The organism is Corynebacterium sp. HMSC055A01 (assembly GCF_001809405.1).
GTDB lineage: Bacteria > Actinomycetota > Actinomycetes > Mycobacteriales > Mycobacteriaceae > Corynebacterium > Corynebacterium hesseae.
This window is the reverse complement of sequence record NZ_KV797572.1, coordinates 1-25,820: the sequence shown is the minus strand read 5'-3', so window position 1 is coordinate 25,820 and position 25,820 is coordinate 1. Positions and strand designations below refer to the sequence as shown.

23 protein-coding genes are annotated in these 25,820 nt (G+C 62.4%); 16 read left to right on the top strand and 7 right to left on the bottom strand.

What is annotated here, in order from left to right:
- Window positions 1-146: 146 nt before the first annotated feature.
- Together HMPREF2604_RS05915 and HMPREF2604_RS05910 are read left to right on the top strand one after the other, a co-directional pair.
- Window positions 147-3,593 (top strand): bifunctional proline dehydrogenase/L-glutamate gamma-semialdehyde dehydrogenase, encoded by a 3,447-nt coding sequence (locus HMPREF2604_RS05915; protein WP_070564017.1) that lies wholly within the window; start codon window positions 147-149, stop codon window positions 3,591-3,593.
- 35 nt (window positions 3,594-3,628) lie between these two features.
- Complete coding sequence (locus tag HMPREF2604_RS05910; protein ID WP_210384668.1) at window positions 3,629-4,903, top strand: AI-2E family transporter; 1,275 nt, start codon at window positions 3,629-3,631, stop codon at window positions 4,901-4,903.
- Between the two features lie 123 nt (window positions 4,904-5,026).
- Here the strand turns inward: HMPREF2604_RS05910 and HMPREF2604_RS05905 are convergent, their stop codons facing one another.
- Window positions 5,027-5,605 carry a nucleosidase gene (locus tag HMPREF2604_RS05905; RefSeq protein ID WP_070523666.1) on the bottom strand — a complete coding sequence of 193 codons (579 nt, stop codon included), beginning with the start codon at window positions 5,603-5,605 and terminating at the stop codon, window positions 5,027-5,029.
- A 111-nt stretch (window positions 5,606-5,716) separates the two neighbouring features.
- On the opposite strand from HMPREF2604_RS05905, the gene HMPREF2604_RS05900 reads away from it, so the two are divergent.
- The 7 genes from HMPREF2604_RS05900 to HMPREF2604_RS05870 all read left to right on the top strand — a co-directional run bounded on the left by HMPREF2604_RS05900 (window position 5,717) and on the right by HMPREF2604_RS05870 (window position 10,654).
- Window positions 5,717-6,211 (top strand): LppP/LprE family lipoprotein, encoded by a 495-nt coding sequence (locus HMPREF2604_RS05900; RefSeq protein ID WP_070564013.1) that lies wholly within the window; start codon window positions 5,717-5,719, stop codon window positions 6,209-6,211.
- A gap of 55 nt (window positions 6,212-6,266) precedes the next feature.
- Window positions 6,267-6,890, top strand: a complete 624-nt coding sequence (locus HMPREF2604_RS05895) for an LppP/LprE family lipoprotein (RefSeq protein WP_070564011.1) — start codon at window positions 6,267-6,269, stop codon at window positions 6,888-6,890.
- Between the two features lie 97 nt (window positions 6,891-6,987).
- A complete protein-coding gene (locus HMPREF2604_RS05890; RefSeq protein WP_070532050.1) occupies window positions 6,988-8,142 on the top strand; it encodes a TRAFAC clade GTPase domain-containing protein in 1,155 nt (384 codons plus the stop codon).
- Complete coding sequence (locus HMPREF2604_RS05885) at window positions 8,133-8,459, top strand: hypothetical protein (protein WP_070532048.1); 327 nt, start codon at window positions 8,133-8,135, stop codon at window positions 8,457-8,459. Before HMPREF2604_RS05890 ends, HMPREF2604_RS05885 begins: the two co-directional genes overlap by 10 nt.
- A 78-nt stretch (window positions 8,460-8,537) precedes the next feature.
- Window positions 8,538-9,026, top strand: a complete 489-nt coding sequence (locus tag HMPREF2604_RS05880) for a hypothetical protein (protein WP_246818385.1) — start codon at window positions 8,538-8,540, stop codon at window positions 9,024-9,026.
- A gap of 92 nt (window positions 9,027-9,118) precedes the next feature.
- Window positions 9,119-9,997 (top strand): flagellar basal body-associated FliL family protein, encoded by an 879-nt coding sequence (locus tag HMPREF2604_RS13915; RefSeq protein WP_141746435.1) that lies wholly within the window; start codon window positions 9,119-9,121, stop codon window positions 9,995-9,997.
- 24 nt (window positions 9,998-10,021) lie between these two features.
- Entirely contained in the window at window positions 10,022-10,654 is a 633-nt protein-coding gene (locus tag HMPREF2604_RS05870; RefSeq protein ID WP_070564008.1) for a hypothetical protein, read from the top strand.
- 44 nt (window positions 10,655-10,698) lie between these two features.
- Here HMPREF2604_RS05870 and HMPREF2604_RS05865 read toward each other — a convergent pair whose 3' ends face one another.
- Genes HMPREF2604_RS05865 through HMPREF2604_RS05855 form a run of 3 tightly spaced genes read right to left on the bottom strand, consistent with a single transcriptional unit; the run spans window position 10,699 to window position 13,672 of the window.
- Complete coding sequence (locus tag HMPREF2604_RS05865) at window positions 10,699-11,994, bottom strand: sulfate adenylyltransferase subunit 1 (RefSeq protein WP_070564005.1); 1,296 nt, start codon at window positions 11,992-11,994, stop codon at window positions 10,699-10,701.
- Window positions 11,994-12,890 (bottom strand): sulfate adenylyltransferase subunit CysD, encoded by an 897-nt coding sequence (cysD, locus tag HMPREF2604_RS05860; protein WP_070564002.1) that lies wholly within the window; start codon window positions 12,888-12,890, stop codon window positions 11,994-11,996. The genes HMPREF2604_RS05865 and cysD overlap by 1 nt, the downstream gene beginning before the upstream one ends.
- Window positions 12,890-13,672, bottom strand: a complete 783-nt coding sequence (locus tag HMPREF2604_RS05855) for a phosphoadenylyl-sulfate reductase (RefSeq protein WP_070563999.1) — start codon at window positions 13,670-13,672, stop codon at window positions 12,890-12,892. The genes cysD and HMPREF2604_RS05855 overlap by 1 nt, the downstream gene beginning before the upstream one ends.
- Before the next feature lie 162 nt (window positions 13,673-13,834).
- Here HMPREF2604_RS05855 and HMPREF2604_RS05850 point away from each other — a divergent pair, with 162 nt between their 5' ends.
- From HMPREF2604_RS05850 to HMPREF2604_RS05840, 3 genes are all read left to right on the top strand, one after another.
- Window positions 13,835-14,251, top strand: coding sequence for a methylenetetrahydrofolate--tRNA-(uracil-5-)-methyltransferase (locus HMPREF2604_RS05850; protein WP_070563996.1), 417 nt, complete (start codon window positions 13,835-13,837; stop codon window positions 14,249-14,251).
- A 192-nt stretch (window positions 14,252-14,443) separates the two neighbouring features.
- Entirely contained in the window at window positions 14,444-16,162 is a 1,719-nt protein-coding gene (locus HMPREF2604_RS05845) for an ABC transporter ATP-binding protein (protein ID WP_070563991.1), read from the top strand.
- Window positions 16,163-18,112, top strand: coding sequence for an ABC transporter ATP-binding protein (locus HMPREF2604_RS05840; protein WP_070563988.1), 1,950 nt, complete (start codon window positions 16,163-16,165; stop codon window positions 18,110-18,112).
- Here the strand turns inward: HMPREF2604_RS05840 and HMPREF2604_RS05835 are convergent.
- From HMPREF2604_RS05835 to HMPREF2604_RS05825, 3 genes are read right to left on the bottom strand one after another with little or no spacing between them, the layout of a single operon-like run.
- Window positions 18,109-18,684, bottom strand: coding sequence for a hypothetical protein (locus HMPREF2604_RS05835; RefSeq protein ID WP_246818384.1), 576 nt, complete (start codon window positions 18,682-18,684; stop codon window positions 18,109-18,111). The two genes, HMPREF2604_RS05840 and HMPREF2604_RS05835, sit on opposite strands and share 4 nt — an antisense overlap.
- Window positions 18,685-18,712: 28 nt before the next feature.
- Entirely contained in the window at window positions 18,713-19,177 is a 465-nt protein-coding gene (locus HMPREF2604_RS05830) for a DUF6114 domain-containing protein (RefSeq protein WP_246818383.1), read from the bottom strand.
- Window positions 19,167-19,739 carry a DUF6230 family protein gene (locus HMPREF2604_RS05825; RefSeq protein WP_070563981.1) on the bottom strand — a complete coding sequence of 191 codons (573 nt, stop codon included), beginning with the start codon at window positions 19,737-19,739 and terminating at the stop codon, window positions 19,167-19,169. The genes HMPREF2604_RS05830 and HMPREF2604_RS05825 overlap by 11 nt, the downstream gene beginning before the upstream one ends.
- Before the next feature lie 112 nt (window positions 19,740-19,851).
- Between HMPREF2604_RS05825 and HMPREF2604_RS05820 the strand changes: the two genes are divergently transcribed.
- The 4 genes from HMPREF2604_RS05820 (at window position 19,852) to HMPREF2604_RS05805 (ending at window position 25,741) form a co-directional block, all read left to right on the top strand.
- On the top strand, window positions 19,852-22,587 hold the full coding sequence (locus HMPREF2604_RS05820) for a (Fe-S)-binding protein (protein ID WP_070563978.1): 2,736 nt from the start codon (window positions 19,852-19,854) through the stop codon (window positions 22,585-22,587).
- A 69-nt stretch (window positions 22,588-22,656) separates the two neighbouring features.
- The gene (locus HMPREF2604_RS05815; RefSeq protein WP_070523707.1) at window positions 22,657-23,877 is read left to right on the top strand and encodes a cation:proton antiporter; all 1,221 of its coding nucleotides are present in this window, start codon (window positions 22,657-22,659) and stop codon (window positions 23,875-23,877) included.
- Between the two features lie 9 nt (window positions 23,878-23,886).
- The gene (locus HMPREF2604_RS05810) at window positions 23,887-24,507 is read left to right on the top strand and encodes a DUF1707 SHOCT-like domain-containing protein (RefSeq protein WP_227485910.1); all 621 of its coding nucleotides are present in this window, start codon (window positions 23,887-23,889) and stop codon (window positions 24,505-24,507) included.
- Between the two features lie 10 nt (window positions 24,508-24,517).
- On the top strand, window positions 24,518-25,741 hold the full coding sequence (locus tag HMPREF2604_RS05805) for a pyridoxal phosphate-dependent aminotransferase (RefSeq protein WP_070531971.1): 1,224 nt from the start codon (window positions 24,518-24,520) through the stop codon (window positions 25,739-25,741).
- Window positions 25,742-25,820 lie beyond the last annotated feature (79 nt).

Here is a 25,820-nt window from a genome sequence, read left to right as displayed (position 1 = left end):
ACGCCAGCGTTAAATAAGCACCTCTTTTCACACAGACTGAACGGCACGGCGCAGAGTATGCGCCCGTGTTGGACTAGAAAGTCTGCAGTTTCCGCTTTCCGCAAGGCCGCACCAGTGTGCCTTGAGACCCATAAAGGTTGTAATCCATGACTAACGATGCTCACACCCCCGTTCCCGAATCCACCGACATTGACGCCGCGCTGATCGCCGACGCCGCGGCCCAGGCCCACTCCTGGCTCGCCTCCACCGCCGACGAGCAGGATCCGGCCACAGAACAACTCGCAGACTTATTGCGCAACCCGGACGGGGTGGCCTTCACCATGGACTTCGTGGACCGCGTCATGCGCCCCGAGGATGACAAGGTAGCCGCCCACGCGCTGAAGTCCGTCACCACCACCTATGACGCGTCCTTCCTCGGCCTCATCAACGGCTCGCTGGTGGGCCTGGGTGGGTTCTTCGGGCCCATCCTGCCCAACCTGGTCATGCCGCTGGCACGCATGCGCATGCGCCAGATGGTGGGCCACCTGGTCCTCGACGCCGAGAGCGATGCCCTGAACAAGACCCTGGACAAGGCTGCCGAGTCCGGCGAGCAGCTCAACCTCAACCTCCTCGGTGAGGCCGTACTGGGCGACGACGAGGCGCGCTCCCGCGCCGAGCGCACCCTCAAGCTCATCAAGAACCCGCGCGTGACCTACGTCTCCGTCAAGGCCTCCTCCATGGTGGCCCAGCTCAACCCGTGGGATATCGAGGGCTCCCTGGTCCGCCTCAAGGAGCGCCTGCGCCCGCTCTATGAGGCCGCCGCGCGCCGCCCCGATAAGGTCTTCATCAACCTCGACATGGAGGAATACCACGACCTCCACCTCACGGTGCGCCTGTTCACCGAGCTTCTCAGCGAGCCGGAGTTCACCAACCTCGAGGCCGGCATCGTCCTGCAGGCCTACCTGCCGGATACCTTCGACGCCCTGGCCCACCTCGCCGAGTTCGCCAAACAGCGCGTGGCCGAGGGCGGCTCCCACATCAAGATTCGCATCGTCAAAGGCGCGAACCTGTCCATGGAGCACGTCCAGGGTGAAATCCACGGCTGGCCGGCAGCGCCCTATGCCACCAAGGATGAGGTGGACGCCAACTACTACCGCCTGCTCGATTACATCCTGCGCCCCGAGTTCGCTGACTGCGTGCGCATCGGCGTGGCCACACACAACCTCTACACCGCGGCCTTTGCCTACAAGCTGGGCACCAAGCGCGGCGTCATGCGCATGATGGATTCCGAGATGCTCCAGGGCATGTCCCCGGCCCAGCAGACCGCGGTACGCAAGGCCTTCGAGGGCCGCCAAATCCTCTACACCCCGGTGGTGCACATGGAGGACTTCGATGTCGCGGTCTCCTACCTGGTGCGCCGTTTGGAGGAGAACTCTGCGCCGCAAAACTTCCTCTACGCTCTCTTCGCCCCGGAGGAGCAGGCGCTGAAGGACCAAGAGGAGGTCTTCCGCGAGGCCGTCGAGCAGCGCTGGGATACCTTCGCCGGCCCGCGCCGCACCCAGAACCGCTTGGAGGAGGCCGAGCAGGCAGCCGGCCGCCAGGCACCGCGCACCGGGCGCTTCGCTAACGAGCCGGACACCGACCCAGCTCTGGAAGCCAACCGCGAGTGGGCGCTTAAGGCTCTGGCCACCGACCCGGGTGAGCACGGGGTGGAGGAAGTGACAGAGACTGGGGTCGTCGACAAGCACGTGGCCCGCGCCGCCGAGCTCGGCGCCGAGTGGGGTGCCCGCGCTGCCGAGGACCGCGCCCGCGCGCTCGAGGCCGTGGCCGATGAGCTGGCCAACCGCCGCGGCGAGTTCATTTCCGTCGCCGCCTACGAGGCCAACAAGACCGTCACGCAGACAGACCCGGAAATCTCCGAGGCCATCGACTTCTGCACCTACTACGCGCAGTCCGCGCGCCTGCTGGAGCGCTACTCCGCCGAGTTCACGCCCTACCGCGTGACCGTAGTGACCCCGCCGTGGAACTTCCCGGTGGCCATCCCCACCGGCGGCATTGCGGCGGCTCTCGCTGCGGGTTCCGCCGTCATCATCAAGCCCGCGCCGCAGGTCGTGCACTGCGCGAAGCTCGTCGTGGAGGCTTTCCGCGCCGGCTTGGAGGCACAGGGCCTCGACCCGGATCTGGTCCAGCTCGTCTTCACCGACGAGGGTGACGCCGGCCGCGCGCTGGTCTCGCACGCCGATGTCGACGCCGTCATCCTCACGGGTGCTTCCGATACCGGCAAGCTCTTCCGCTCCTGGAAGCCGGAGCTCAACATCATGGCGGAGACCTCCGGCAAGAACGCGCTCATCATCACCCCGTCCGCGGACCCGGACCTGGCCATTCAGGATCTCTACCTGTCCGCCTTCGGCCACTCCGGCCAGAAGTGCTCCGCATCCTCCCTGGTCATCTTCGTCGGCGCGGCTGGCGAGTCGCAGCGCCTGCGCTCGCAGCTTGTCGACGCCGTCAAGACCCTCATCACCGGCCCCGGCTACGACATCACCACGACGATGAATGGCCTAGCCGAGGCCCCGGGCGAGAAGCTGCTGCGCGGCCTGACCCAGCTGGAGCCGGGTGAAAAGTGGCTGGTGAAGCCGGAGAAGCTCAACGAGGAGGGCACCCTGTGGTCGCCGGGTATCCGCGATAACGTGCGCCCAGGTTCCTGGTTCCACGTCAACGAGTGCTTCGGCCCGGTGCTTGGCATCATGCATGCGGAGACCCTGGATGAGGCCATCGAGTGGCAGAACTCCACCGGCTACGGCCTGACCGGCGGCATCCACACGCTGGATAACGACGAAATCGATTACTGGCTCGAGCGCGTCGAGGTGGGCAACGCCTACGTCAACCGCGGCATCACGGGCGCGATTGTGCAGCGCCAGTCCTTCGGCGGCTGGAAGAAGTCCGTCATGGGCCCGGGCGCCAAGGCAGGCGGCCCGAACTACGTGACCCAGTTCGGCACCTGGTCCGAGGGTCCGCTGCGCCCCTTCGACGTGGACATCTCGCAGCCGGTGGCAGCCCAGCTGCGTGCCTTTGGCAAGCTGGAGCTCTCGGAAGAGGACACCGCTTGGCTGTGGCGCGCGGCAGAGCTCGATGAACTGGCTTGGCAGCAGGAATTCGGCCGCAAGCACGACCGCGCCGGCCTGGTCTGTGAGGCCAATGTCTTCCGCTACCGCCCGGTGCTCACCCCGCTCCAGGTGCGCATTGGCACTGATGCCGCGCTTCGCGACGTCTCCCGCCTCGCCCTCGCCGCCACCCGCACCGGCTCACCCGTGCGCTTCAGCGCCGCGCCGGAGAAGGCCGCGGAGCTGCGCGAGCTGGGCTTTGACATCGATGCCGTGGAGGCAAGCGCCTTCGCCCGCGAGGTTTCCGGCTTGGAATCCGCGCGCATTCGAACCGTGGGTTCTGTCGAGCCAGGCGTCTTTGAGGCCGCGGTGGAATCCAACTCCGTGGTCCTGGACCAGCCGGTGCTGGCCGATGGCCGCCGTGAGCTCCTTCCCTTCCTCCTCGAGCAGGCGGTCTCGGTGACGATGCACCGCTTCGGCATCATCCGCCAGGTAAGCAGCATCCGCGCATAGTTCGTTTTCTGCGCTCATATGAGAAGATGGAGCGCATGACAAACAACAATGATGACGGTGCCCGCTCGGGCACGTCCTCCACGGCCTCTGGCGCGGCGGCTTCTGCCGCCGCGGAGCCCATTAATGAAGAAGCTACCCTCCCGGTGTCGAAGACCGATGACAAGTCTCGCGTCCTCGGGCGCGATGCCATCTCCTTGGCCAAGGTGTGCTTGATCTTCATCATCGTGGTGGCGGGCGTCGGCCTGGCCGGCTACCTGCTGAAGTTCATCTGGGTGGGCCTGCTGCCGGTCATCCTGGCCATTTTGGTGTGCACGGTGCTCTTCCCCGTGACCAACTGGTTGCGCGCGCACAAATTCCCCCGCGCGCTGGCCTCCATCACCACGCTGCTGGGCTTTTTGGCCATCATCGGCGGCGTCTTCGCGGCGATGGCCCCGGTCGTCTCCTCTCAGGGCGCGTCCTTGGTCAATCAGGCTGAAGGCGGCTTGAACAAGCTCGTCGATATGGCCAAGGACCTACCTTTCGATATTGATGCCGCGAAAGTCCAGGAAGTACTTGATGACGCCATGACCTTCATCAAGGGCCAAGCTTCCAACATCGCCACCGGGGTGATTTCCGGTGTATCGATGGCCAGCTCCATCGCCATGGCGCTCGCCATCATGCTCTTCGTAGCCTTCTTCATCCTCAAGGACGGCGATAAATTCCTGCCGTGGCTGCGCACCTACACCGGCTACTCCGCCGGCTGGCACGCCACCGAGCTGCTGACTCGCGTGTGGAACACGTTATCTGGCTTCATTCAGGCGCAAGCAGCCGTCGCGGCCGTCGACGGCATCCTCATCGGCCTCGGCCTCTGGGTTCTCCAGGTACCGCTGGCCCTTGTCATCGGCGTAGTTACGTTCTTCGCCAGCTTCATCCCGGTCATTGGCGCTGTCACTGCGGGCGCTTTGGCCGTCATCATCGCGCTGGTCTCCGATGGGCTGACGAAGGCCTTGCTCGCCTTGGCTCTCATCATCATCGTCCAGCAGGTGGAGGGCAACGTCCTCCAGCCGATGCTGCAATCCAAGGCCATGGGCCTGCACGCGGCAATGGTGCTGCTCTCCGTCACGGTCGGCTCCGCCTTGGCCGGCATCATCGGCGCCTTCCTGGCTGTGCCGGTGGCTGCCACCATTGCCGTGGTCTTCCGCTACCACCAGGAGATGGCCAGCCTGCGTGCCGGCGAAATCGAAGCTAAAAACATTAAGATTTCCACGGCGGAGGGCCATGAGGACGTCATGGAGCTCTACGAGAACCTAGAGGCCAGCGACGCCCGCTAGCCACACAACCGGTGCATGGCTCTAGCCCTGGCCGTGCAACTGCCCTAGTTGCCAAACTTCTCCCCCACCACCCGCGGCGGGAGCGATGGTTTTGGCAACTAGGGCACTTTCCGTATGTGGGGTCTAATCCGCGGACACCGTGCCGAAGGCGGCGGCCAACTCCTCCGCCGCGCGGTCGAGCACCGAGGCCCACGAGCCATAGGATTCTTCGTTAGCGGTGTCCGAAACCTGCTTGAGAAGCGTGCACGGCACACCAAACTTTCGGCACACCGCAGCGATGGCGTAGCCCTCCATATCGCACAGCGCAGAATCCTGGGCAAGGCGCGTGCGGGTCGGGGTATCCGAAATAAAGGCGTCACCCGTGGCAAGCGTGGCGGTCGGCAGCTTACCGGAGGTCTCTAGCTCGATGACCTCCGGGAGCAGATAGCGGGAGACATCGCTGAGCACCTCCAGGTGAAAGTCGTGCTTGCGTACGTGGGAGATCTCGAAGACGCCTGAGAGATCGTCGCGAAGCGCGCCCGCAGTACCGATGTTGATGACACGCTCCGGCAACACCTCTGCCGACGCCAGCACCGTTGTCAGCTCGATGGCGGCGGGAACCGTACCAATACCCGTGATGAGCAGTGGCGCTCCCTCAGGAACATGCGTGGCTTCGGCATCCACGGCAGCGACGAACAGTGTACGACCAGACAGATTCTCCATGCCTGCGAGACTACCCGCTGGCCCGAGGAATGCTCTCCGTAACTCTGGCCGGGGTCTCTGCGGCCTTTGTAGGGTCTGGAACCACACCGAGACCTCAGAAAGGAGAACACAATGTTCACACCACGAGTTTTCGCCGGAACCGCACTACTTTGCTTCCCCCTCATTGCATGCAGCAGCCCAGAAGAAGTTCAGGCTAGCCCCGTAGCCGAAGTCTGCGAGGCAGGAAATGCCCACGCCGCTTTCGCCGACAACATCGCCCAGGTTCCCCAGTGGAATGGACATGACTGGGCACTGGTTGATTCCGCCCACTTCGATCCGTGCGCGGAGCTGAGCTGGCAGACCATTTCCGTCGAAGGCGCGACGGCTTCCTCGCCGCACCACATCATGCTCTTCCACTACGGCGAGTACATCGGCACCGCCACTGCCGAACCCTACGCCTTCTTCCCCAGCGTCGAGCAGGTCAACGGCAGTGAGATTTCCGTGACCTACCACTGGCCGCAAGAAGGCGACGCCAATGCCGCACCGACGGGCTCCACGGAAGCGAACTTCCGCTGGGATGCTGCCCAGAACACAGTCGTCATGAGCGGTGACGTTCCTCCTCGCTAAGATAAAACCAATCGTGCGCCTCACACGAGGCGCACTTTTTATGGAAGGAAAAATAATGCTCAGGCCTGCCTTTGTGGGCGCTATCCTCATCTGCCTCCCACTCGCTGCTTGTGCGCAAAGCCATCAGGACGAGGCAGAGACCCCTATGTTCAGTGCGGTCCACAACAGCTCGGCGAACGTTGCCACCGAGAACACCACGGAAGAGGAGATAAGCCCTGAGCCGACGAGCAGCGAGGCACCTTCCCCTACCCAGAGCGCGGACAAGTCGGAGTCCTGCGAGGATATTGACGCCGACGAGGCCTATCAATCAGGCATTGGCAGCATCGCGCCGTGGAATGACTTTGGCTGGCAACTATCCTCTTCCGACGGCTTCGACCCTTGCGCGGATTTGAGCTGGCAAATTATCACCATCGAGGGTGCCACGGCCTCCTCGCCACACCACATCATGCTCTTCCACAAAGGCGAATACCTTGGCACTGCTACCTTCGAGCCTTATGGCTTCTTCCCCACCGTCGAGCGAGTGAGTGACGCTGAGATCGCCGTGACCTACCACTGGGCACGCGAGGGCGAAACCACCGCCGGGCGCACCGGCGAAACGCATGCCGGATTCCGCTGGGACGAAGACCAGCAGAAAACAGTCATGAGAGGCGACGTTCCGCCAACGTCTTTGGGCAATTAAAGACGTAATCAATCCGCCGCTTTTGCTCCCCCTTGTCCTTCTAAGAAGTTCTCGCACGCATTAGGCGCGATTTTTTCCGCTGATGTATTTTCGCACTATGAGCAAACAACAAATTCACCAGCACATCGCAGTTTTTGGTCAGGCTGGAAGCGGAAAGACAGTCCTTCTTTCCTCACTCTTTGGCCGCCTCCACGAGCCATCAGCAATCCGTAAGAACGGGTACAGATTCCTAGCGGAAGACTCCGCGCGCGGAAACAAATTGCTCCAAAAATACTTGGGAATGAAAGAGCAAGCCCAAGCTCCGATGCAGGATAAGTTTGTTTCCTCTCCATTCAGCTTTAGATTCGTCCCCGAGTCCCAACCTTTGGACGCGAAAAAGAAGACTTCGCACATTGGCATTACTTGGCATGACTATCCAGGCGAATGGTTTGAGTCCGAAGTCAACTCTGAAAGCGAAAGAAATGATCGGGCGCATACTTTCCGCCAACTGATCCAATCAGATGTCGCCCTGGTTTTGGTTGACGCACAAAAGCTGCTCGACCACCAAGGCGACGAAGAGCGCTACCTCAAGTCACTATTCGGCACCTTCCGGAACACATTGCTGGGCATTAAATCCGACATCATTGCTGACAATGAACGGCTGGAGCAGTTTCCCCGTATCTGGGTTATCGCGCTTTCTAAAGCTGACCTCATGCCGGAGTTAGATGCGCACAGACTCCATGAACTCGTCATTCTCCATGCCGCAGATGAACTGAACGCGCTGCGCAAAGTTCTGGCAGATTTCGTCAACGGCGACGAGGCTCTATCCGTCGGAGAAGACTACATCGTCATTTCTTCAGCTGAGTTCAAGAACGGCACTATTGATTTAGAAAAGCACAAAGGCGTTGATGCTTTGCTTCCGCTATCTACGATTTTGCCTATCCAACGCTACCAGCGGTGGAATGTATTGCGCCTTCTCCCGGCTGGCCTAGCAGACGAAAAGATCGTAAAGAGGGGGCTTGGCATAGCCCAAACGGCTCTTGCGATGCTTGACAAAGTAAACAAGAAGCCATTCAGTTTTTTAGCGAAGGCTCAAGGTATCGCTGGTCTGGTTGATCCCCTCATGTCTGCGACCATTCCGGTGATTGCTGAAGCTCGAAAGGATGCGGTGGAAAAGCATGAATTTAAGGAATTGTTGCTTACAGATTTCATCATGAAATTGCGCGAGAGCATCGACAACGACATTCTCGAAAGGTCGCCGCGATGGAAATAATCTGGGCTACGCGAGGCAAGCACTGGGGCCATAAGTTCTTACTCGATGGCGGCTATAAGGACCCATTGCCGCCATATCTTGAGGCATTTTCGGGCTTTGAAAACTCCCGCCGCGTGTTTGAACGCTGCAATGGGCACTTGGCTTTAAGGTTTCCAGATCCAGAGGAGCGCCACGATGAGTCAGGCCGCTTGATTTACCACGACCTAGTTATCAGCGGCCATGCCATTACCGATGCCCGCTCTTACGACGAAGCATGCTCTTTTATGTGGCCTTTGATTGCAGACGAATATAGCAAGCTCTGGGATGCAGAAAACTAGAAAAGAATCTGGGCTCGTTAAACAGTTAATAGCCGCCGTGAATATCAAGACCTTATCCGGCCCAGAAAACTGATGAAGATGACTGATGGCTGGAATTCAGCAGAATTCGCGGAGAAGATGAACTGCCTGCTAAAGCGATACTACGCAGGAGACAATGGGCTTTCTCCAGCTGCAGTAGAGCTTCGGGCGGTGTGGAGAGCAGCGGGACTCGCCTACGCAATTTTCACGGTCTCGAATCCGAAAGGGATTGCATATGTGGGACTGGAAATGACAGTTCTTCCGGGACCTGGTTCCGCCATGTCGGAAGAAGAAACCGCTATAGAAGGCTGGTTAGACCGATTAGGCGGGGATACCCTGGCCAGCACATTGGACTACAACGAAGAAGACAAAATCCAATGGAAAGGAAAGGTCGCCGACAACACTCCAGAGTTTTTCTCAGAGCTAGGACCCGCTGTGGGAGAAGTGTTCTTCCCCACCGCCGGGCGCACCGGCGAAACGCATGCCGGGTTCCGCTGGGACGAAGACCAGCAGAAAACAATCATGAGCGGCGACGTCCCACCGAATTAAACCCCTTATTGTGAGGGTAAATACGGCTATAGTGTGACACGGCTTCCTGTGGAAGCTGCTGTCTGCCGCCCCCGTTTTAAGGAGTTTCCTGCGTGACCAATAGCAACCCTTGGGCCCCGCCAAGCAACGAGGGCCCGGAACGTCCTGCACGCTCGGGAAGCATTGTGATCATCGCCGTCGTCGTACTCCTTGCGATCATTGCTGGTGTCACGTGGCTGTTAATGTCGCGCTCCTCTTCTGAAACCACAGAGCAGGAGGCCCTCTTTACGCAGGTGGCCCCGAGCACCAGCACAACAAATTCTGAGGCCACCACAACAAGCAGTGAACCCCTCACTACGAGCGTTAAGACGAGCACTGCGAAACCCGTGACGTCTAAAGCCACGCCTCAGGACAGGTGCGGTACAGCAGCCGAAAAGACCAGGAACGATATTCCACGCCCGATGACGCTGTTTTGCAATGACGACTGGCTCTACCTCGCCACAGAAAATAGCTCCTCTTTTTATCTCTATTCCTGGGGCGGTGGAAAATGGGTTCCCTATAAGAACGACGACCTCGTTGACTCAACGACGATCAAGTGCTGGGATTCCAACCGCCTCAGCGCCGACAATGTCCCGAAGCAAATCACGGATGACATCCCCCTCTGCGAGCAGAGCACTGAGGACAGCGCTGAGAGCACACAAGCGCAAGAGACCTGCGATGGCCGCTATATCCTCATCGTGGACTCCCTCCTCGTCCCTTATGGCGAGTCCCCGCAATCCGAAATCAACCGCGTTGAGGCCCATTACGCCGGGGTCAAGATCATGCCGGGAACAGCATGCAGCTCGCTGCGTTCGGAGCACGAAGGCAAGCAGGTCTATGCGGCCTACTACGACGCCGGCCACAGCGTGGATGAGGTCTGTAAGCTCAAGGCGCGATACGGTGGCAACGCCCGTTCGCTCAATAACAATGCAGATTTCAGCGATCCCTGCTAACCCCTCGAAAGGACTTTTCGCCTCGTGGCACACTACAACCTCTATAACTCCCTCAACCTTGACCCTTCCGCTGATTCCGCGACCCTGACCTCGGATATCGAGCGCCGCCTCGCCGCGACTGATCCTTCCAACGCCGCGCTTTACGACGAACTCTCCACCGCCCACAGCATCTTCTCCCGACAGGACCGCCGCGAGCAGTATGACCGAGCTATCGCGGATCCCTTCGGCCCTGAGGTGGACGTCGCCCGCATCCGTGAGATCGCCACGTCTGGCTCCGGAGTACAGCTCATGCCCCAGCCTTCGACCGCCCAGGCTTCCGGCTCCTCCAACTTCAACGTCGGCCTGAGCAACTTCTCCTTCCCCGTGGAGCCCTCCCGTCAGCGCGCCCAGTCGATTCAGTGGTGCATCGTGTGGGGCCTGCTGGCCTTCATGTGGATCATCTCCACCATTCGCGGCCTCGGCGCCCTCGCGGAGGTCGGCAACGCCAGCAGCGTCGAGCTCCTCTACGGCGCCGATGACTACGTCGACGAGGCCAGCTCCGCCGGCGCCTTCTTCTTCATGGTCGCCGGCGGCACCCCCGTCTACCTGATGATTGCGGAATTCATCTGGTCCCTGCGCAAGACCTTGGGCCGCAAGCAGGCCGAGAAGAACGTTTAAAACGCCGAAACCCGCGGCCATCTAGCCGCGGGTCAGGGGGGGTATTAACGCAGACGCTGGCCCACAAAGCCGGCGGCAAGGGTGTTGCCGCTGGACTGATCGATGAGCAGGAAATTGCCCACCGCGCCGCGGGCGGCATAGTCCTCGACGGGAAGCTCCGCTTGTGTTTGGACGGTGATGTAGGCGATGTCATTGAGTGCTGCGGACTCCGGGGCCTCAACATCCGCCACGCCGTCTAAGTCGAGGATGCGGTCCACCGATGCCACGCGGGCCTTGACCAGCGCCGCACCATACCGCAGCTTCACCATCTGTCCCGCGCGCAGCTCCTTGTCCGTGAGGACCACCGCGGTGGCGGCGAATTCGCGCACCTCCTCCGGGCGCTGCGTGCCGGCGATGAGGTCGCCGCGAGCCAAATCGATGTCATCGGCCAGCCGCAGAACCACGGAGTCGCCGGCGCGCGCCGCCTCGTCTTCAGCAAGCGAGCCATCGGTGGTGTCAATCGCGGTGACGGTCGAGGTGCGCCCGCCCGGGAGCGTTACCTCATCCCCCACCGCCACGTGCCCGGCCTTCACGCGGCCGGCATATCCGCGGTAGTCAGAGGCGTGTTCGCGAATGACGTACTGGATAGGGAAACGGAAGTCCAAGTCATCGGCGCGGCCGGTGGCCACGGGGACGGTCTCTAGCGTTTCAAGGACCGTCGGCCCCTCGTACCAATCCATGGTGGTGGAGCGCTCCACCACGTTATCGCCCTTGAGCGCAGAAATCGGGATGGCAACAGAGTCCGTAATGCCCAAGCGCGCCGCAATGTCGTTGAACTCCGTCTCAATCGCGCGGAAGGTTGCTTCGTCATAGTCCACCAGATCGATCTTGTTCACGCCCAGGATGACGTGGCGCACGCCCAAGAGTGCTGCGACGTTGAGGTGGCGGCGGGTTTGTTCGACGACGCCATTGCGGGCGTCGACAAGCAGCACCACCACCTGGGACGTGGACATGCCGGTCACCGTATTGCGCGTGTACTGCACATGTCCTGGGGTATCGGCGAGAATGAAGGTGCGCTTATCGGTGGCGAAGTAGCGGTAGGCCACGTCGATGGTGATGCCCTGCTCGCGCTCGGCACGCAGGCCGTCCACCAGCAAAGAGAGATCCATGCCGTCAAAACCGCGGTCGGCGGAGGAACGCTCCATGGACTCCACCTGGTCCGCGAGCACGGACTTGGTGTCATAAAGCAGACGGCCCACGAAGGTGGACTTGCCGTCATCGACGGATCCGGCGGTGCACAGACGCAGAGTATCGCGCTGTTTGAGGGCGCCGACATTCGGCGCAAGGGTGGTGGTCGTCATCAGAAGTAGCCTTCCTTCTTGCGGTCCTCCATGGCGGACTCGGACAATTTGTCATCGGCGCGGGTGGCTCCGCGCTCGGACAGGGTGGAAATGGAGATTTCCGCGAGCACTTCATCCGGCGAGGCGGCGGTGGATTCCACGGCACCGGTGCAGGACATATCCCCCACGGTGCGGTAGCGCACGGTGCGGGTCTCCAACGGTTCATCCTCGCGCGGTCCGCCCCACTCGCCTGGTGTCAGCCACATGCCGTTGCGGTTAAACACCTCGCGCTGGTGGGAGTAGTAGATGGAGGGAAGCTGCAGGTTGCGCGCGCCGATGTATTCCCAGATATCGGACTCAGTCCAGTTAGAAATGGGGAAGACGCGGACGTTTTCGCCGGCCATCTTGCCGCCGTTGTACAGGTCCCACAGCTCCGGGCGCTGGCGGCGCGGGTCCCAGCCACCGAAGGAATCGCGGATGGAGAAGATGCGCTCTTTGGCGCGGGCGCGTTCTTCGTCGCGGCGCGCACCACCCAGGACGGCGTCATAGCCGCGCTCCGCGATGGTCTCCACCAGCGGCACGGACTGCAGCGGGTTGCGGGTACCGTCGGGGCGCTCCTGGAGGTCGCCGCGGTCGATCCAGTCTTGGACCAGCGCCACGTGCAGGCGGGCGCCGGTCTCGGCGACGAGCTGATCGCGGAAGTCAATGACCTCCGGGAAGTTGTGGCCGGTATCCACGTGGATGAGCTCGAAGGGCACTGTGGCCGGCGCAAAGGCGCGGCGGGCGAGCTCGAAGACGACGACGGAGTCCTTGCCGCCGGAAAAGAGCAGGCCTACCTTGTCGAATTGCCCGGCGACTTCGCGCAGGATGTGGAGGGATTCGTTCTCTAAATCTTTAAGGTGTGGTGAAAGAGTCATTATTCGTGTAACCCGCATTCTGTCTTGCCGTCAGCGAAAATACGCCCGGAGCGTGCATCCTCGCCCTCGCCTACCGGGAAGGTCAACGGCGCGCAGCCGATGGAACGGTAGCCCTGCAGGGTGAGGGGGTGAATGATGAGATCGTGTTCCTTGATGTAGGCGTCGGTGTTATCGAGGTCCCAGGTAATAATCGGAGAAATCTTCAGCCGTCCCGTGCGGTCCAGGCTCAGCGCCGGGGCGGTGGCGCGGTGCTCGGAATCGGCGCGGCGCAGGCCGGTGACCCACCCGACGTAGGGGTCCATGGCCATGTTGAGCGGCTCCACCTTGCGCATGCGGTTATAGGCCGCAACGTCGCGCGCATAGAGGCGCGGGCCATAAATCTTGTCCTGTTCCTCTGGGCTCAACAGTGGGCGCACGGTCACCAGCGGCAGGTCCGCATAGCGCTTGGCGACGTCCCCCGCTACCTCGAGCGTCTCCGGAAAGTGCCAGCCGGTGTCGATGAAGAGCAGATCGGCGTCTAAGTGGGCGCGGTGCGCAAGCTCGGCTAACACGGTGTTTTCCATGGACATCGTGACGGCGAGCCGGCCCGGCGCGTGTTCGGCGGCCCACGCGGTAATCGTTTCGGCGGAGGCATCGTGGAGCTTATCGGCCCACTTGTCGACGAGTTCCTGGTTGCGCTGGGCCACGGCAGGCTCGAGCGGCGCGGTGTCGCGGGTGCCTTCGGGGCTAATGCTGGGGTCGCGGTAGTCGCCGCGGTCCAGCAGGTTAATCGGTTCGGTCATGACTCCTCACATTAAAGGCAGCTGTGCTTGTGTGCAGCCCCACTAAGGGGCGCGAGGGCTGTGAGCTTGGGTAGTAGGGAGAATAAAAATTAGCCAGACTGAACCGAGCGGACTAGATTTACAGACTAGACAGTCTATTTTTACCGAACTGAAGGGGTTCTTATGCAGCGTGTAGCCATCGTCGGGGACGGCCCCGCAGCGCTCTCCACCGCCGAGCGACTCATCGGGGCCGGGCTGTGCGTGGACCTGTACTGCCAGCGCCCTGCGCCCTTCGGTTTGCTGCGACGCTTCGCTGGGCTCTCCGGCGCAGAATCTATCGCCGCGCCATGCCCGAAGGGGACCACGCCGCGCCTGCGGCTTATCGGCAACGTGCGCGTGGGTAATGGCCCGGACGCGGACATCAACCACTCAGATCTCAACCAGCTCTCCGCCTCCGGCGACCGCCACTTGGTCTTGCTGGAGCTCCTGGCCCGCGGCGTAGCTATCACGACATGGGAAGGCCTCTGCCACCCCACCGCCGACGTAGAAGATTGGGCCACCGTCACGGAACAGGCCCAGCGCGCACCGGTGTGCTTCTAGCGCGCGAGCGCGCGAGCTAGGCGCTCGCGCGTTGATACGGGGAAGCCTGCCGCCAGTCCTCGCACCACCGCACTCGCTAGACGCGCGGGCTAGCGCCCGCGCAACCATAACGGATAGACTTTTGCGGTCAATGCCCTTCAGCGGCCCAGCGCAGCAACCGCGCGGCCGCCAACATGCACGAAACGCTGGCACATGGAACTCGTTCGCATCCTTTTATCCCGCTCCAAGCCCTATACCGGCTACGTCATCGCGGTGCTGCTCCTCCAGGCACTATCCACCGCGGCAACGCTCTACCTGCCTTCGCTCAACGCGAAGATCATCGACAGGGGCGTGGCCCAAGTAGACATCGATTATATCTGGCACACCGGCGGCATCATGCTCATCGTGGCCTTCGCCCAAGTCATCGCCGCCATCGCCGCCATCTGGTTCGGCTCCCGCACCGCCATGGGCCTCGGCCGCGACCTGCGCTCCGATATCTTCCGCCGCGTCACCCGCTACTCCGCCGAAGACATGAGCAACTTCGGCACCGCCACCCTCATCACCCGCGGCACCAACGACGTCCAGCAGATCCAGATGGTCTACATGATGATCCTCAACTTCATGGTCACTGCCCCCATCATGTCCATCGGCGGCATCATCATGGCCATCCGCGAAGACGCCGGCATGTCCTGGCTCGTCGCGGTTTCCGTCACCGTGCTGCTGGCCGCCATCTCCGTCATCATCGTCCGACTCATGCCGCTCTTTCGCGCCTGGCAAGGCAAGCTCGACGTCATGAACGGCACCCTGCGCGAGCAAATCGCCGGCATCCGCGTCGTCCGCGCCTTCACTCGCGAGGAGCACGAAGCCGAGCGCTTCCGCACCGCCAACCGCGACCTGACCAACCTCTCCCTCAAGGTCGGCCAGCTGTTCATCCTCATGTTCCCCATCATCACCGTCATTCTCAACGTGGCCACCGGCGCGGTCCTCTGGTTCGGTGGCCACCGTGTGGACGAGGGCCTCGTGGAGGTCGGCTCGCTGACCGCTTTCCTGCAGTACCTGCTGCAGATCCTCGCCGCGGTCATGATGGGCACCTTCATGGCGATGATCCTCCCCCGCGCCATCATTTGCGCGCGCCGCATCACCGATGTCCTCGAACACGAACCCTCCATCACCGAGCCGGCTCAACCCCGTACCCCGGAGCACTCCGAGGGCGTCGTCGAATTCGACAACGTCTCCTTCCAATACGCCGGCGCCGAAGCGCCCGTGCTTCACGACGTCTCCTTCACCGCCACCCCCGGCACCACCACCGCGCTCATCGGCGCAACCGGTTCCGGCAAGACCACCGCGCTCTCCCTCATCCCGCGCCTCTATCTCCCGACGAAGGGCCGCGTGCTTCTCGACGGCACCGATATCGCCGAGATGGCGCGGAAAGACGTCGTCAAGCGTGTAGGCCTCGTGCCGCAGAAGCCGTACCTGTTTAGCGGCACCGTGGCCTCCAACCTGCGCCTGGGTGCGCCGGAGGCCACCGATGAGGAGCTGTGGAACGCGCTGCGCGTGGCCCAGGCGGACTTTGTTGAGGACCTCGACATGCACATCTCCCAGGGCGGCACCAACGTCTCCGGTGGGCAGCGCCAGCGCCTGTCCATCGCGCGCATGCTCGTTGCCCGCCCGTTGGTGTATCTCTTTGATGATTCCTTCTCCGCGCTGGACGTGCTCACGGATGCCGCCGTGCGCTCCGGAATGCGCGAGTACACCGCCGAAGCCACAACCATCATCGTGGCGCAGCGCGTGAGCTCGATCGTGGATGCCGACCAGATTCTGGTCATGGACGCCGGGCGCGTCGTCGCCCGCGGCACACACGAGGAGCTGCTGGACACATCGGAGACCTACCGCGAAATTGTGGAATCCCAGAAGACCTCGGAGGTGGCATAAATGGCTGAGCAGGACAACGCTACGTTGAGTGAAGACACCACTGCCGAGATCGAGGAGAAGACCGGCGAGAACGCCCCGCGCAAAGCCAAGAACTTCTGGCCCTCCGCCAAGCGCCTCTTTGGTCTCCTCGCGCCGTTCAAGGCGCAGCTTTGGGCAATTGCGGCGATGAATATCATCTGCGTGTTCCTCGCCGTGGCCGCGCCGAAGGTCATGGGCATGGCCACCGACGTTATTTTTTCCGGCGTCATCTCCCGCCAGCTGCCCGCTGGTGTAACCAAGGACCAGGCGATCGCGGCGCTGCGCGCGGGTGGGCAGGAAAAGTTCGCCGACATGGCCTCAGCAATGGACTTGCACCCCGGCTTCGGCATTGATTTTTCCAAGCTGGGCACGATTATTGGCATCGTGATTGCGATGTACGTGGTGTCCTCTCTCTTCCAGTGGTGGCAGGGCTTTTTGCTCAACTCTCTGGTGATGAAGGTGGTCTTCGACCTACGCGAGAACATCGAGGCCAAGCTCAACCGCTTGCCGCTCAATTACTTCGACACGCAGTCGCGCGGTGACCTTCTCTCGCGCACCACCAACGATGCCGATAACATCCAGTCCGCCCTGCAGCAGGCCATTTCGCAGCTGTTTTATAACCTGCTCATGGTCGTGGGCATCACGGTCATGATGTTCACCGTGTCCTGGCAGCTAGCGCTCGTGGCGCTGCTGGCGCTGCCGCTGACTGCGGTGGTCATCGCGGTGGTTGGCTCGCGCGCGCAGAAGCAATTCAAGGCGCAGTGGAAGGCCACCGGTGACCTCAACGGGCAGGTCGAAGAAGCCTTCTCCGGCCATGATCTGGCGACAGTTTTCGGGCGCATCGATTCTATGACGAAGGATTTTGATAAGCGCAACGAGGAGCTGTTCCGCTCCGCGTCGCTGGCGCAGTTCCTGGCAGGCATGATGATGCCGATCATGCAGTTCATCTCTTATCTGTCCTACGTGGTCATCGCGGTGCTGGGCGCGCTCAAGGTGGCCTCCGGCTCGCTGACGTTGGGCGGCGCGCAGGCCTTCATCCAGTATTCCCGCGAGTTCAACCAGCCGCTGGGCCAGCTCGGCGGCATGATGCAGCAGGTGCAGTCGGGCGTGGCATCGGCGGAGCGCGTCTTCGAGTTCCTCGACGCCGAAGAAGAGCCCGCCGAGGAGCCCACCTCCCGCTTGGGTGGGCGTGCGAAGGGGCTCGTGGCATTCGAAGACGTCGACTTCGCTTATGACCCCGACAAGCCGCTGATCCAGGACCTCAGCCTGCGCGTGGAGCCGGGGCAGACCGCGGCGATCGTCGGCCCCACGGGTGCTGGCAAGACCACGCTGGTCAACCTCATCATGCGCTTCTACGACATCGATTCGGGCACCATCCGCCTCGATGGCGTCGACACCGCGCAGATGTCCCGCCACGAGCTGCGCTCCCAAGTGGGCATGGTGCTGCAGGACGCCGTGGTCTTTGAGGGCACCATCATGGACAACATCCGCTACGGCCGCCTCGACGCCACCGACGTGGAGGTCATTGCCGCCGCGAAGGCCACCTACGTGGACCGCTTCGTCCACTCCCTCCCCGAGGGCTATGACACCAAGATTGACCAGGATGGCGGCGCGATTTCCGCCGGCGAGCGCCAGCTCATCACCATCGCCCGCGCTTTCCTGGCGCAACCGGCGCTGCTCATCCTCGACGAGGCCACCTCATCCGTGGATACCCGCACCGAGGTGCTCGTTCAGCAAGCCATGAATGCGCTGCGCGCGGACCGCACGTCCTTCATCATCGCGCACCGCCTCTCCACGATTCGCGACGCCGACCTCATCATCGTCATGGAAGAAGGCCGCATCGTCGAACAGGGCACCCACGCCGAGCTTCTCGACGCCCACGGCGCCTACTGGCGCCTCCACCAGTCCCAGTTCCGCGAGGACGAGAGCTAGTCGACCGTCACGGACATTATCGGGGCCGAGAACGTGTCACCCGTGAGGTTCGCCAGCTCAAGGGTGACGTCGCTTAAGGAAAGGTGCTCCATGAGGGCGTCGGGAAGCTCAGTATCAGGGACGGGATTCCGTTGCGGAATCCCGAGCTGATCGAGGACGGCATTGATATCGTCGCTGGTGAGATCCGCCGTGACGGGCACGGTGCGCACGCCTTCGACGGTGGGCGTGGAGGTCAGGGACGTCGCCACGATACGCACTGAACCCTCCACTTCGGTCAAGGCGTCGTCGGTGGTGAGCAGGCCATCGCCGGCGTTGCCCGGCAGCGTGATAGCCAAATCGCGCACAACGAGGCGGTCCCCGGTGAGCTCGAGGACGCGCACCTCCCCGTCGCGGGTGGGCATCGTGCACAGCGAGGCTTTCACGTTCCCCGTCAGCGTCACCTCATCAGCCGTCACGGTGGAGAAATAAGGTTGTGCGGGCGCAACTTGCGCCCCAACTAGTCCCGCACTACTCCCCAGGATTAGCGCGCTGAGCACGGCTACCCCGGCCTTCACGCGCGAAGGGCGAACCACGCTCTGATGCCAACGCAAACGACGGCAATTAACCATCGCTAGACTCCCAGGCCAAGGTCAGCGCGCCACCAACGATGCCGAGCACTGAGCCGATGAGGAAGCCACCCAGGTTGGAGGTCGGAATAGCGATGACCGCCACGATGATGCCCAGCACGCCCAGGTACGTTGAGGTGCTCGGGCGAAACCACGCGCCGAGGCCAAACATGACCAACAGCGCCCCGATGAGCAGCGTGGACACACCCGACACCGTGGAGATCATGACGAGCAGGTCGGAAATCTGCACCGTGAAATAAGCCGGCATCGCGATGACGATTCCCGAAAGTATGAGCAGCAACCCCGGAAAGAACGGCCGCCGGTCACGCCACGCCTTAAACCGCGCCCACACCCCGCCTGTGGCTGCCGCGGGAGCTACAGCCTGGTCGACATCGAGAGAATCCGGCGCTTCTGCTCCATGCAGTGCTGCGTCGGAATCCCTAGCGTGATCAGCAGACATTGCCGCGGCCCCGCTCCACAGAGACGCCCACGTTCTTCGCTGACAAGGTCTTCGCGCCGAGGGAGGTGGCACGGACGTCGTCGGCAGTCAGCGAAACCTGCTTGGCATAGAGGCCCCACGTTCCCGGGTCGGCGGACTGGGACAGCTGGCTGGCGTCGATGCCCACGTTCGCGTCCTGCATGACCAGCGAGCCCTCGATATTCGACGCACCAACGAGGAGACCAGTGGCCTCCACGCTGTTATCGCCCTTCGCCTTGAGCGCGAGCGTGGACTCCCCCACCGCAGGCAGGTCAGTGGTGACATAAAGACACAAATCCGAGGCCACGGCGTGTTCCATCTTCAGCCGCGCGGTGGGAACATCCTCCTCGCCCTTCTTGTCGCTATCCACAAACAAGGAAAAGCCATCGCCTTCCAAGTGACGAATATTCACGTTGAAGAACGTACCCGAGAGCGCCAGGTTCGCCGTCAGACCGCCCTGCGCAACCGCAACTCCGGCCACTCCGAATGCTGCGAAGCCCGCAACGAGGCCCACTGCGGCCTTCGGAACATTGATTCTGCCCACAACGCCTCCTGAATTCTTAGCCCTCAAGATGATAGCTGAATCCTGACTCACTGATTTAGACGGCGAGGATTTAAGGTAGGAGGCACGCACAGCAGCAATCAAAGGAGCGCTCATGTTCGGCTGGATTGCCATCGCCGCATCGGTCCCGGTGTGGCTGTACTTTTTCTACCGCCTCACGGTGCTGTTTCGGTTCATCCGCTCCGGCGGGCCCACACAGCTGAACCGTACCGACCGCCCCATGGCGCGCCTCGGCCGCGTGCTCATCGAAGTCTTCGGCCATACCCACTTCAAAGGCCGGCCGCTGGTCAACGCCGCGCACTGGCTCGTGATGGTGGGCTTCCTCTTCGGCGCCATCGTGTGGTTCGAGGCCTATATCCAAACCTTCGCGCCCGATAAAGGCTGGCCGTGGCTCAGCGACTGGCCGGTGTACCACTTCATCGAAGAGGTCCTCGCCATCGGCACCGTGCTCGGTATCTGTTTCCTCATCGGCGTGCGCCTGAAGCTCGGACACACCGATCGCGGGAGCCGCTTCTACAATTCGCAGGTCTTCCCCGCACGCCTGGTGGAGGTCATCGTCTTTCTCGAAGGCCTCGGCATGTTCGCCGTCAAGGCCGCTGCGATCGCCACGTACGGCGGTGGCTCCCCGTGGGCTGATTTCTTGACGATGCGTGTGGCGGGGATTATGCAGGCGTCGCCAAGCATGGTGCAATTCTTTGCCCTGGTGAAGCTGCTCACGGGCCTGGTGTTCATCGCGTGCATCGCCCACTACTTCCAATGGGGCGTGATGTGGCACCGCTTCATGGCGTTCTTCAACATCTTCTTCCAACGCAACGCCGACGGCGAGAAGGCGCTGGGTGCTCTCCCCACGCCGGACTTGGAGGACCTCGAGCCAGGGAGCTGGAAGATGCTTCTCGACGCCTCCTCCTGCACCGAATGCGGCCGCTGCCAGGACCTGTGCCCCGCATGGAACACCGACAAACCGCTGAGCCCGAAGAAGCTCATGATGGACCTGCGCCAGAGCGCGCTGGATAACTACAACCCACACGAGGGGCTCAACGTGCTGGCGATGGCGGGCACGATTGATGATGACGTCCTGTGGTCCTGTACCAACTGCGGTGCGTGCGTGGACCAGTGCCCGGTGGATATCGAGCACATCGACCACGTGGCGGACCTGCGTCGCTTCAAGGTGCTGGCGGAGTCCGACTTCCCGTCAGAGCTGACCGGGCTGTTCAAGAACATGGAGACGAAGGGCAACCCGTGGGGACGCAACGCCTCGGAGCGCCGCGTGTGGATCGATGAGGCGCGCGCCGATGGCATTGAGGTGCCGATCATTGGTGAGGACGCTGCGGATTTTTCGGACCTGGAGTACCTGTTCTGGGTCGGTTGCGCGGGTACGTATGACGACAAGGGCCGCGCCACGACGCGCGCCGTGGTGGACATGCTGCACACCGCCGGCGTGAAGTTCGGTGTGTTGGCTACGGGCGAGACCTGTACCGGTGACCCGGCGCGCCGTGCCGGAAATGAGTTCCTGTTCCAGGTGATGGCGGAGCAGAACGTCGCCACGCTTAACGACGCCTTCCGTGGCGTCCCCAAAGGCCAGCGCAAAATCATCACGACGTGTCCGCACTGCTTCAACACGATTCGCAACGAGTACCCCGACTTCGACGGCCACTTCGACGTGCTGCACCACACGCAGCTGCTCAACCGTTTGGTGCGGGAGAAGCTGCTGGTCCCGGTGCCGCGTTCCCCGGAGGACCGCAAACCGGTGACCTACCACGACCCGTGCTTCCTGGGCCGCCACAACAAGGTCTTCGACCCGCCGCGTGAGCTCGTGGAGGCGACCGGTGCGTCGCTAGCGGAGATGGACCACAACCGCGACGAGGCCTTCTGCTGCGGCGCCGGTGGCGCGCGCATGTTCATGGAGGAAAAGCTAGGCAAGCGCATCAACGAGTTCCGCTCGGAGCAGGCCGTGGCAACGGGCGCGGAACAGATCGCGACGGGCTGCCCGTTCTGCAACGTCATGCTCACGGGCGGCGTGAAGTCCATCGCACCGGAAACTCAGGTCAGCGATGTGGCGCTCATGCTGCGCAGCGCCATCGCCCCCTCCGGCGACCTCCCTGCCCCGCGCGAGAAGGCCTTCCTCGACACGCCTCGCCGCCTGCCGGTCTCCACCGCGCCTTCCCCGGAAGCACCCGCTGCGCAATCTGCACCGACAAGCTCCCCGCAGGCCCCCACCACAGCGCCGTCCGCACCAAGCGCTCCCTCTGCGCCGCAGGCACCTGCAGCGCCGACGCCTCCGGCTGCCCCCAGCGCTCCTGCAGCACCCACTGCGCCCCAAGCTCCGTCCGCGCCAACCGTGCCTACTGCTCCAGCAGTTCCTTCCTCCCCTGGCGCTCCGATTGCACCGGCGGCTCCGGCTGCCCCCAGCGCACCCGCCGCGCCGTCCGCACCGACACCACCGGCTGCCCCAACGGCTCCATCCGCCCCTGGAGCACCGGCGGCCCCCAGCACACCTCAGGCACCCGCAGCTCCGACTGCGCCAAGCGCGCCGCAAGCACCCGCAGCGCCTAATGCGCCGGCGGCTCCTTCGGCACCGAAACCTCCAACTGCGCCCAGCACTCCTGCAGCGCCGTCCGCTCCGACACCACCGGCGGCACCCAGCGCACCCGCGGCACCAAAGGCTCCAGCCGCGCCCAGCGCACCTCAGGCGCCCGCAGCGCCGGCTGCGCCCAGTGTGCCGGCTGCTCCAGCAGCGCCAAGCGCACCAGCCGCACCGAAGGCACCATCTGTGCCAGACGCGCCAGCGGCGCCGAAGGCTCCGGGGACGTCGGCAAGCAAGGGCGACTAGTGCGACGTCGGCCACACCACCAACGCACGGGGTAGGCGTGCCTGATACCCCACAGGTACGCTCTACCCCATGCAAACTGACGTAACCTACGTCCTCGCCTCGGGCGAGACCAACTACACCAACTCGCTGGTGTCCTTCGCATGGATTATGGCGGTGGCGCTGTTGGCACCGTTGGTATCCCATGCCCTAGGCAAGAAGATGCCGGCCGTGGCGCTGCTCATTTTCTTCGGCATGCTCATCGGCCCATCGATGCTGGGCCTAGCCCATGAGGACCCCGGCATCGGCATGCTCAAGGAGCTTGGCGTTGGCGCGCTGTTCCTGCTTGCGGGTTTTGAAATCGACCTCGCCAGCCTGAAATCGAAAGAAGCCGCGACGGGGCTCTCCACCTGGCTCATCTGCATGGTGGTGTGTGGCGTCGGCGCGTACTTCCTCATGGATGACATCCCCGGCGCCATCGTCATGGCAATTGCTTTGACGTCGACGGCACTGGGCACCATCACGCCAATGCTCAAGCAAGACAAGCTGCTTGGCACGCGGGTAGGCGATTCCGTGGTCATCCACGGCGCCATCGGTGAGGTCGCGCCGATTACCGCGATGGCGCTCCTTTTGGGAACGCGCTCCACGTGGACCACGATGTTGATTCTTCTGGCCTTCATCGCAATCGCGGTCGCCGTGGCCATCATGCCCTTTGCCATTACGACGCTCATGCCGTGGTTCAAGGACGCATTCATCTCCGGGGCGGGCTCCACTAACCAAACCATCATGCGCCTCATCATTTTGATTCTGGCTATCCTCATGGCGGTCACCGCGGTCTTTGAGCTCGATATCGTGCTGGGTGCCTTCGCGGCGGGCATCATCCTGAACCGCATCGTGCCCGACGAGTTCCATAAGGGCTTGGAGAACCGCCTCGACGTGGTGTTTTATTCCATGCTCATCCCGGTCTTCTTCGTGGTCTCCGGCATGGCGATTGACTGGAAGGTCATCGTGGACGAGCCCCTCAAGGTCCTCGGCATCCCGCTTCTCATCCTGGTCACCCGCGGCCTTCCGGTGTTCCTGCGCGAAAATATCCACCACACGGGCTCCGACGTCGAAACCACCCGCGAGCGCCTCCAAGTGGCGCTCTATGCGGCGACCGGCCTGCCCATCATCGTGGCGGTGATGACGCTTGCGGTGGGTTCGGGCATCGTCGATACAGAAATGGCCTCGATCTTCATCGCCGGCGGTGCCCTCACCGTCGCAATCTTCCCGTTCCTATCCGGCCTCGTTCGCGAAAAGGAGCAAGCTAAATAGGCTGTTAGGATGGCTATTGTGACTAATCCTTTCAGCATGCGGCTTTCCGACGCCGAACGGACCAACGCCGTCAACGACCTCGCCCAGGCCTTGGGTGAAGGCCGTCTATCGATGGACGAGTTTGAACAGCGCACCGACGCGATAATGGAGGCGACGACTCGCCGCGAGCTGGCGGCCGTCTTCATGGATATCCCCACCAAAGCCAGCACGGAGCTCAAGATCTACTCCCAAGGTGAAATGGAGCGCGCCTACCAGGCTACGAAGAAGCCTCGACTGGCCACGGCCATGGTAGGCACGCTGGGGTTGTTGTTCGGCTCGATTGCATCTTTCGGTGCCATGTCCGGCGTCACCGCCGCGCTGACCGGAACGGGCCTGCTTTTCCTCATCCCCGCGTTGTGGATCATGCTGTACGTGGCCAAGGTGGGCCCGGAATCCTGGCATCGCCCGTCGCCGCGCCAGATCGAGCGCCAGCGCATGCGCGAGCTCAAGGCCGCGGGCGCGGAGGAACGCGCGCAGATGCGGGCGTTGGAGCAGGCGCAATGGGCGGAGAGGCGTCGTCAAGCAAGCGAAATCACCGGCGATGCGATGAATCTGGCCAAACGCAAGCTGGAGCAGTGGAACCAGAAGTAACATATCCGGCATGACACACAACCGGATTTTTGATCAATCCACCAAACTACAAGGCGTTGCCTACGATATTCGCGGCGAGGTTTCCACGGAGGCCGAGCGCATGGAGCTCGACGGGCACAGCATTTTGAAGCTCAACACCGGCAACCCGGCAGTGTTTGGTTTCGATGCGCCGGACGTCATCATGCGCGACATGATTGCGGCGCTGCCGACCTCCCAGGGCTACTCCACATCGAAGGGTATTATCCCGGCACGGCGCGCGATTGTAACCCGCTATGAGCTGGAGGATTTCCCCAGCTTCGACGTCAATGACGTGTACCTGGGCAACGGCGTCTCCGAACTGATTTCGATGGTCACGCAGGCGCTGCTTGACGACGGCGATGAGGTTCTCATCCCCGCCCCTGACTACCCCCTGTGGACGGCGGCGACGTCGCTGGCGGGTGGCACGCCCGTGCACTATTTGTGCGATGAAGAGGATGATTGGAATCCGTCCATTGAGGATATTCGCGCAAAAGTAACGGAGAAGACCAAGGCAATTGTGGTCATTAATCCGAATAACCCGACGGGTGCTGTGTACTCGCGTGAAACGCTGCAGAAAATCGTTGAGGTAGCACGCGAATACAATCTGCTGATTCTGGCGGATGAGATTTATGACCGCATTCTTTATGACGGTGCGAAGCACATTTCGATTGCCTCCCTGGCGCCGGACTTGCTGACGATCACGTTTAATGGCCTGTCGAAGGCCTACCGCGTGGCCGGCTACCGCGCGGGCTGGATGGTGCTGACGGGCCCGAAGTCCCATGCCCGCGGTTTCATTGAGGGCCTGGATTTGCTGGCGGGCACGCGCCTGTGCCCGAATGTACCGGCGCAGCACGCGATTCAGGTCGCACTTGGTGGGCGGCAGTCGATTTATGAGCTCACCGGTGAGGGTGGTCGCTTGCTCAAGCAGCGCAATATTGCCTACGAGAAGCTCAATGAGATTCCGGGTGTGTCGGTGACGAAGCCGATGGGCGCGCTGTACTGTTTCCCGCGTCTGGATCCGGACGTGTATGAGATTCACGATGACTCGAAGCTCATGCTCGACATCCTGCGCGCCGAAAAAATCCTCATGGTGCAGGGCACCGGCTTTAACTGGCCCACGCCGGATCACTTCCGCGTGGTCACGCTGCCGTGGGCTTCGCAGCTGGAGAACGCGATCGAGCGGCTCGGCAACTTCCTGGTGAGCTACCGCCAGTAGCCCCGCACGCTACTGACGGCCAGGCTTCCCACGATCGGGCAGGCGTAAAGGGGCTCTTCCGGTTTCGGGGTGCGTAGCG

What these genes read in the sequence shown, in the direction of transcription:
- HMPREF2604_RS05810 (WP_227485910.1), top strand. Translation starts at nt 23,887, where the DNA reads ATGGCTATTGTGACTAATCCTTTCAGCATGCGGCTTTCCGACGCCGAA.
- HMPREF2604_RS05905 (WP_070523666.1), bottom strand. Translation starts at nt 5,605, where the DNA reads ATGGAGAATCTGTCTGGTCGTACACTGTTCGTCGCTGCCGTGGATGCC.
- HMPREF2604_RS05850 (WP_070563996.1), top strand. Translation starts at nt 13,835, where the DNA reads ATGCAGCGTGTAGCCATCGTCGGGGACGGCCCCGCAGCGCTCTCCACC.
- HMPREF2604_RS05830 (WP_246818383.1), bottom strand. Translation starts at nt 19,177, where the DNA reads ATGTCTGCTGATCACGCTAGGGATTCCGACGCAGCACTGCATGGAGCA.
- HMPREF2604_RS05855 (WP_070563999.1), bottom strand. Translation starts at nt 13,672, where the DNA reads ATGACCGAACCGATTAACCTGCTGGACCGCGGCGACTACCGCGACCCC.
- HMPREF2604_RS05885 (WP_070532048.1), top strand. Translation starts at nt 8,133, where the DNA reads ATGGAAATAATCTGGGCTACGCGAGGCAAGCACTGGGGCCATAAGTTC.
- HMPREF2604_RS05880 (WP_246818385.1), top strand. Translation starts at nt 8,538, where the DNA reads ATGACTGATGGCTGGAATTCAGCAGAATTCGCGGAGAAGATGAACTGC.
- HMPREF2604_RS05915 (WP_070564017.1), top strand. Translation starts at nt 147, where the DNA reads ATGACTAACGATGCTCACACCCCCGTTCCCGAATCCACCGACATTGAC.
- HMPREF2604_RS05865 (WP_070564005.1), bottom strand. Translation starts at nt 11,994, where the DNA reads ATGACGACCACCACCCTTGCGCCGAATGTCGGCGCCCTCAAACAGCGC.
- HMPREF2604_RS05845 (WP_070563991.1), top strand. Translation starts at nt 14,444, where the DNA reads ATGGAACTCGTTCGCATCCTTTTATCCCGCTCCAAGCCCTATACCGGC.
- HMPREF2604_RS05840 (WP_070563988.1), top strand. Translation starts at nt 16,163, where the DNA reads ATGGCTGAGCAGGACAACGCTACGTTGAGTGAAGACACCACTGCCGAG.
- HMPREF2604_RS05910 (WP_210384668.1), top strand. Translation starts at nt 3,629, where the DNA reads ATGACAAACAACAATGATGACGGTGCCCGCTCGGGCACGTCCTCCACG.
- cysD (WP_070564002.1), bottom strand. Translation starts at nt 12,890, where the DNA reads ATGACTCTTTCACCACACCTTAAAGATTTAGAGAACGAATCCCTCCAC.
- HMPREF2604_RS05895 (WP_070564011.1), top strand. Translation starts at nt 6,267, where the DNA reads ATGCTCAGGCCTGCCTTTGTGGGCGCTATCCTCATCTGCCTCCCACTC.
- HMPREF2604_RS05815 (WP_070523707.1), top strand. Translation starts at nt 22,657, where the DNA reads ATGCAAACTGACGTAACCTACGTCCTCGCCTCGGGCGAGACCAACTAC.
- HMPREF2604_RS05820 (WP_070563978.1), top strand. Translation starts at nt 19,852, where the DNA reads ATGTTCGGCTGGATTGCCATCGCCGCATCGGTCCCGGTGTGGCTGTAC.
- HMPREF2604_RS05900 (WP_070564013.1), top strand. Translation starts at nt 5,717, where the DNA reads ATGTTCACACCACGAGTTTTCGCCGGAACCGCACTACTTTGCTTCCCC.
- HMPREF2604_RS05890 (WP_070532050.1), top strand. Translation starts at nt 6,988, where the DNA reads ATGAGCAAACAACAAATTCACCAGCACATCGCAGTTTTTGGTCAGGCT.
- HMPREF2604_RS05805 (WP_070531971.1), top strand. Translation starts at nt 24,518, where the DNA reads ATGACACACAACCGGATTTTTGATCAATCCACCAAACTACAAGGCGTT.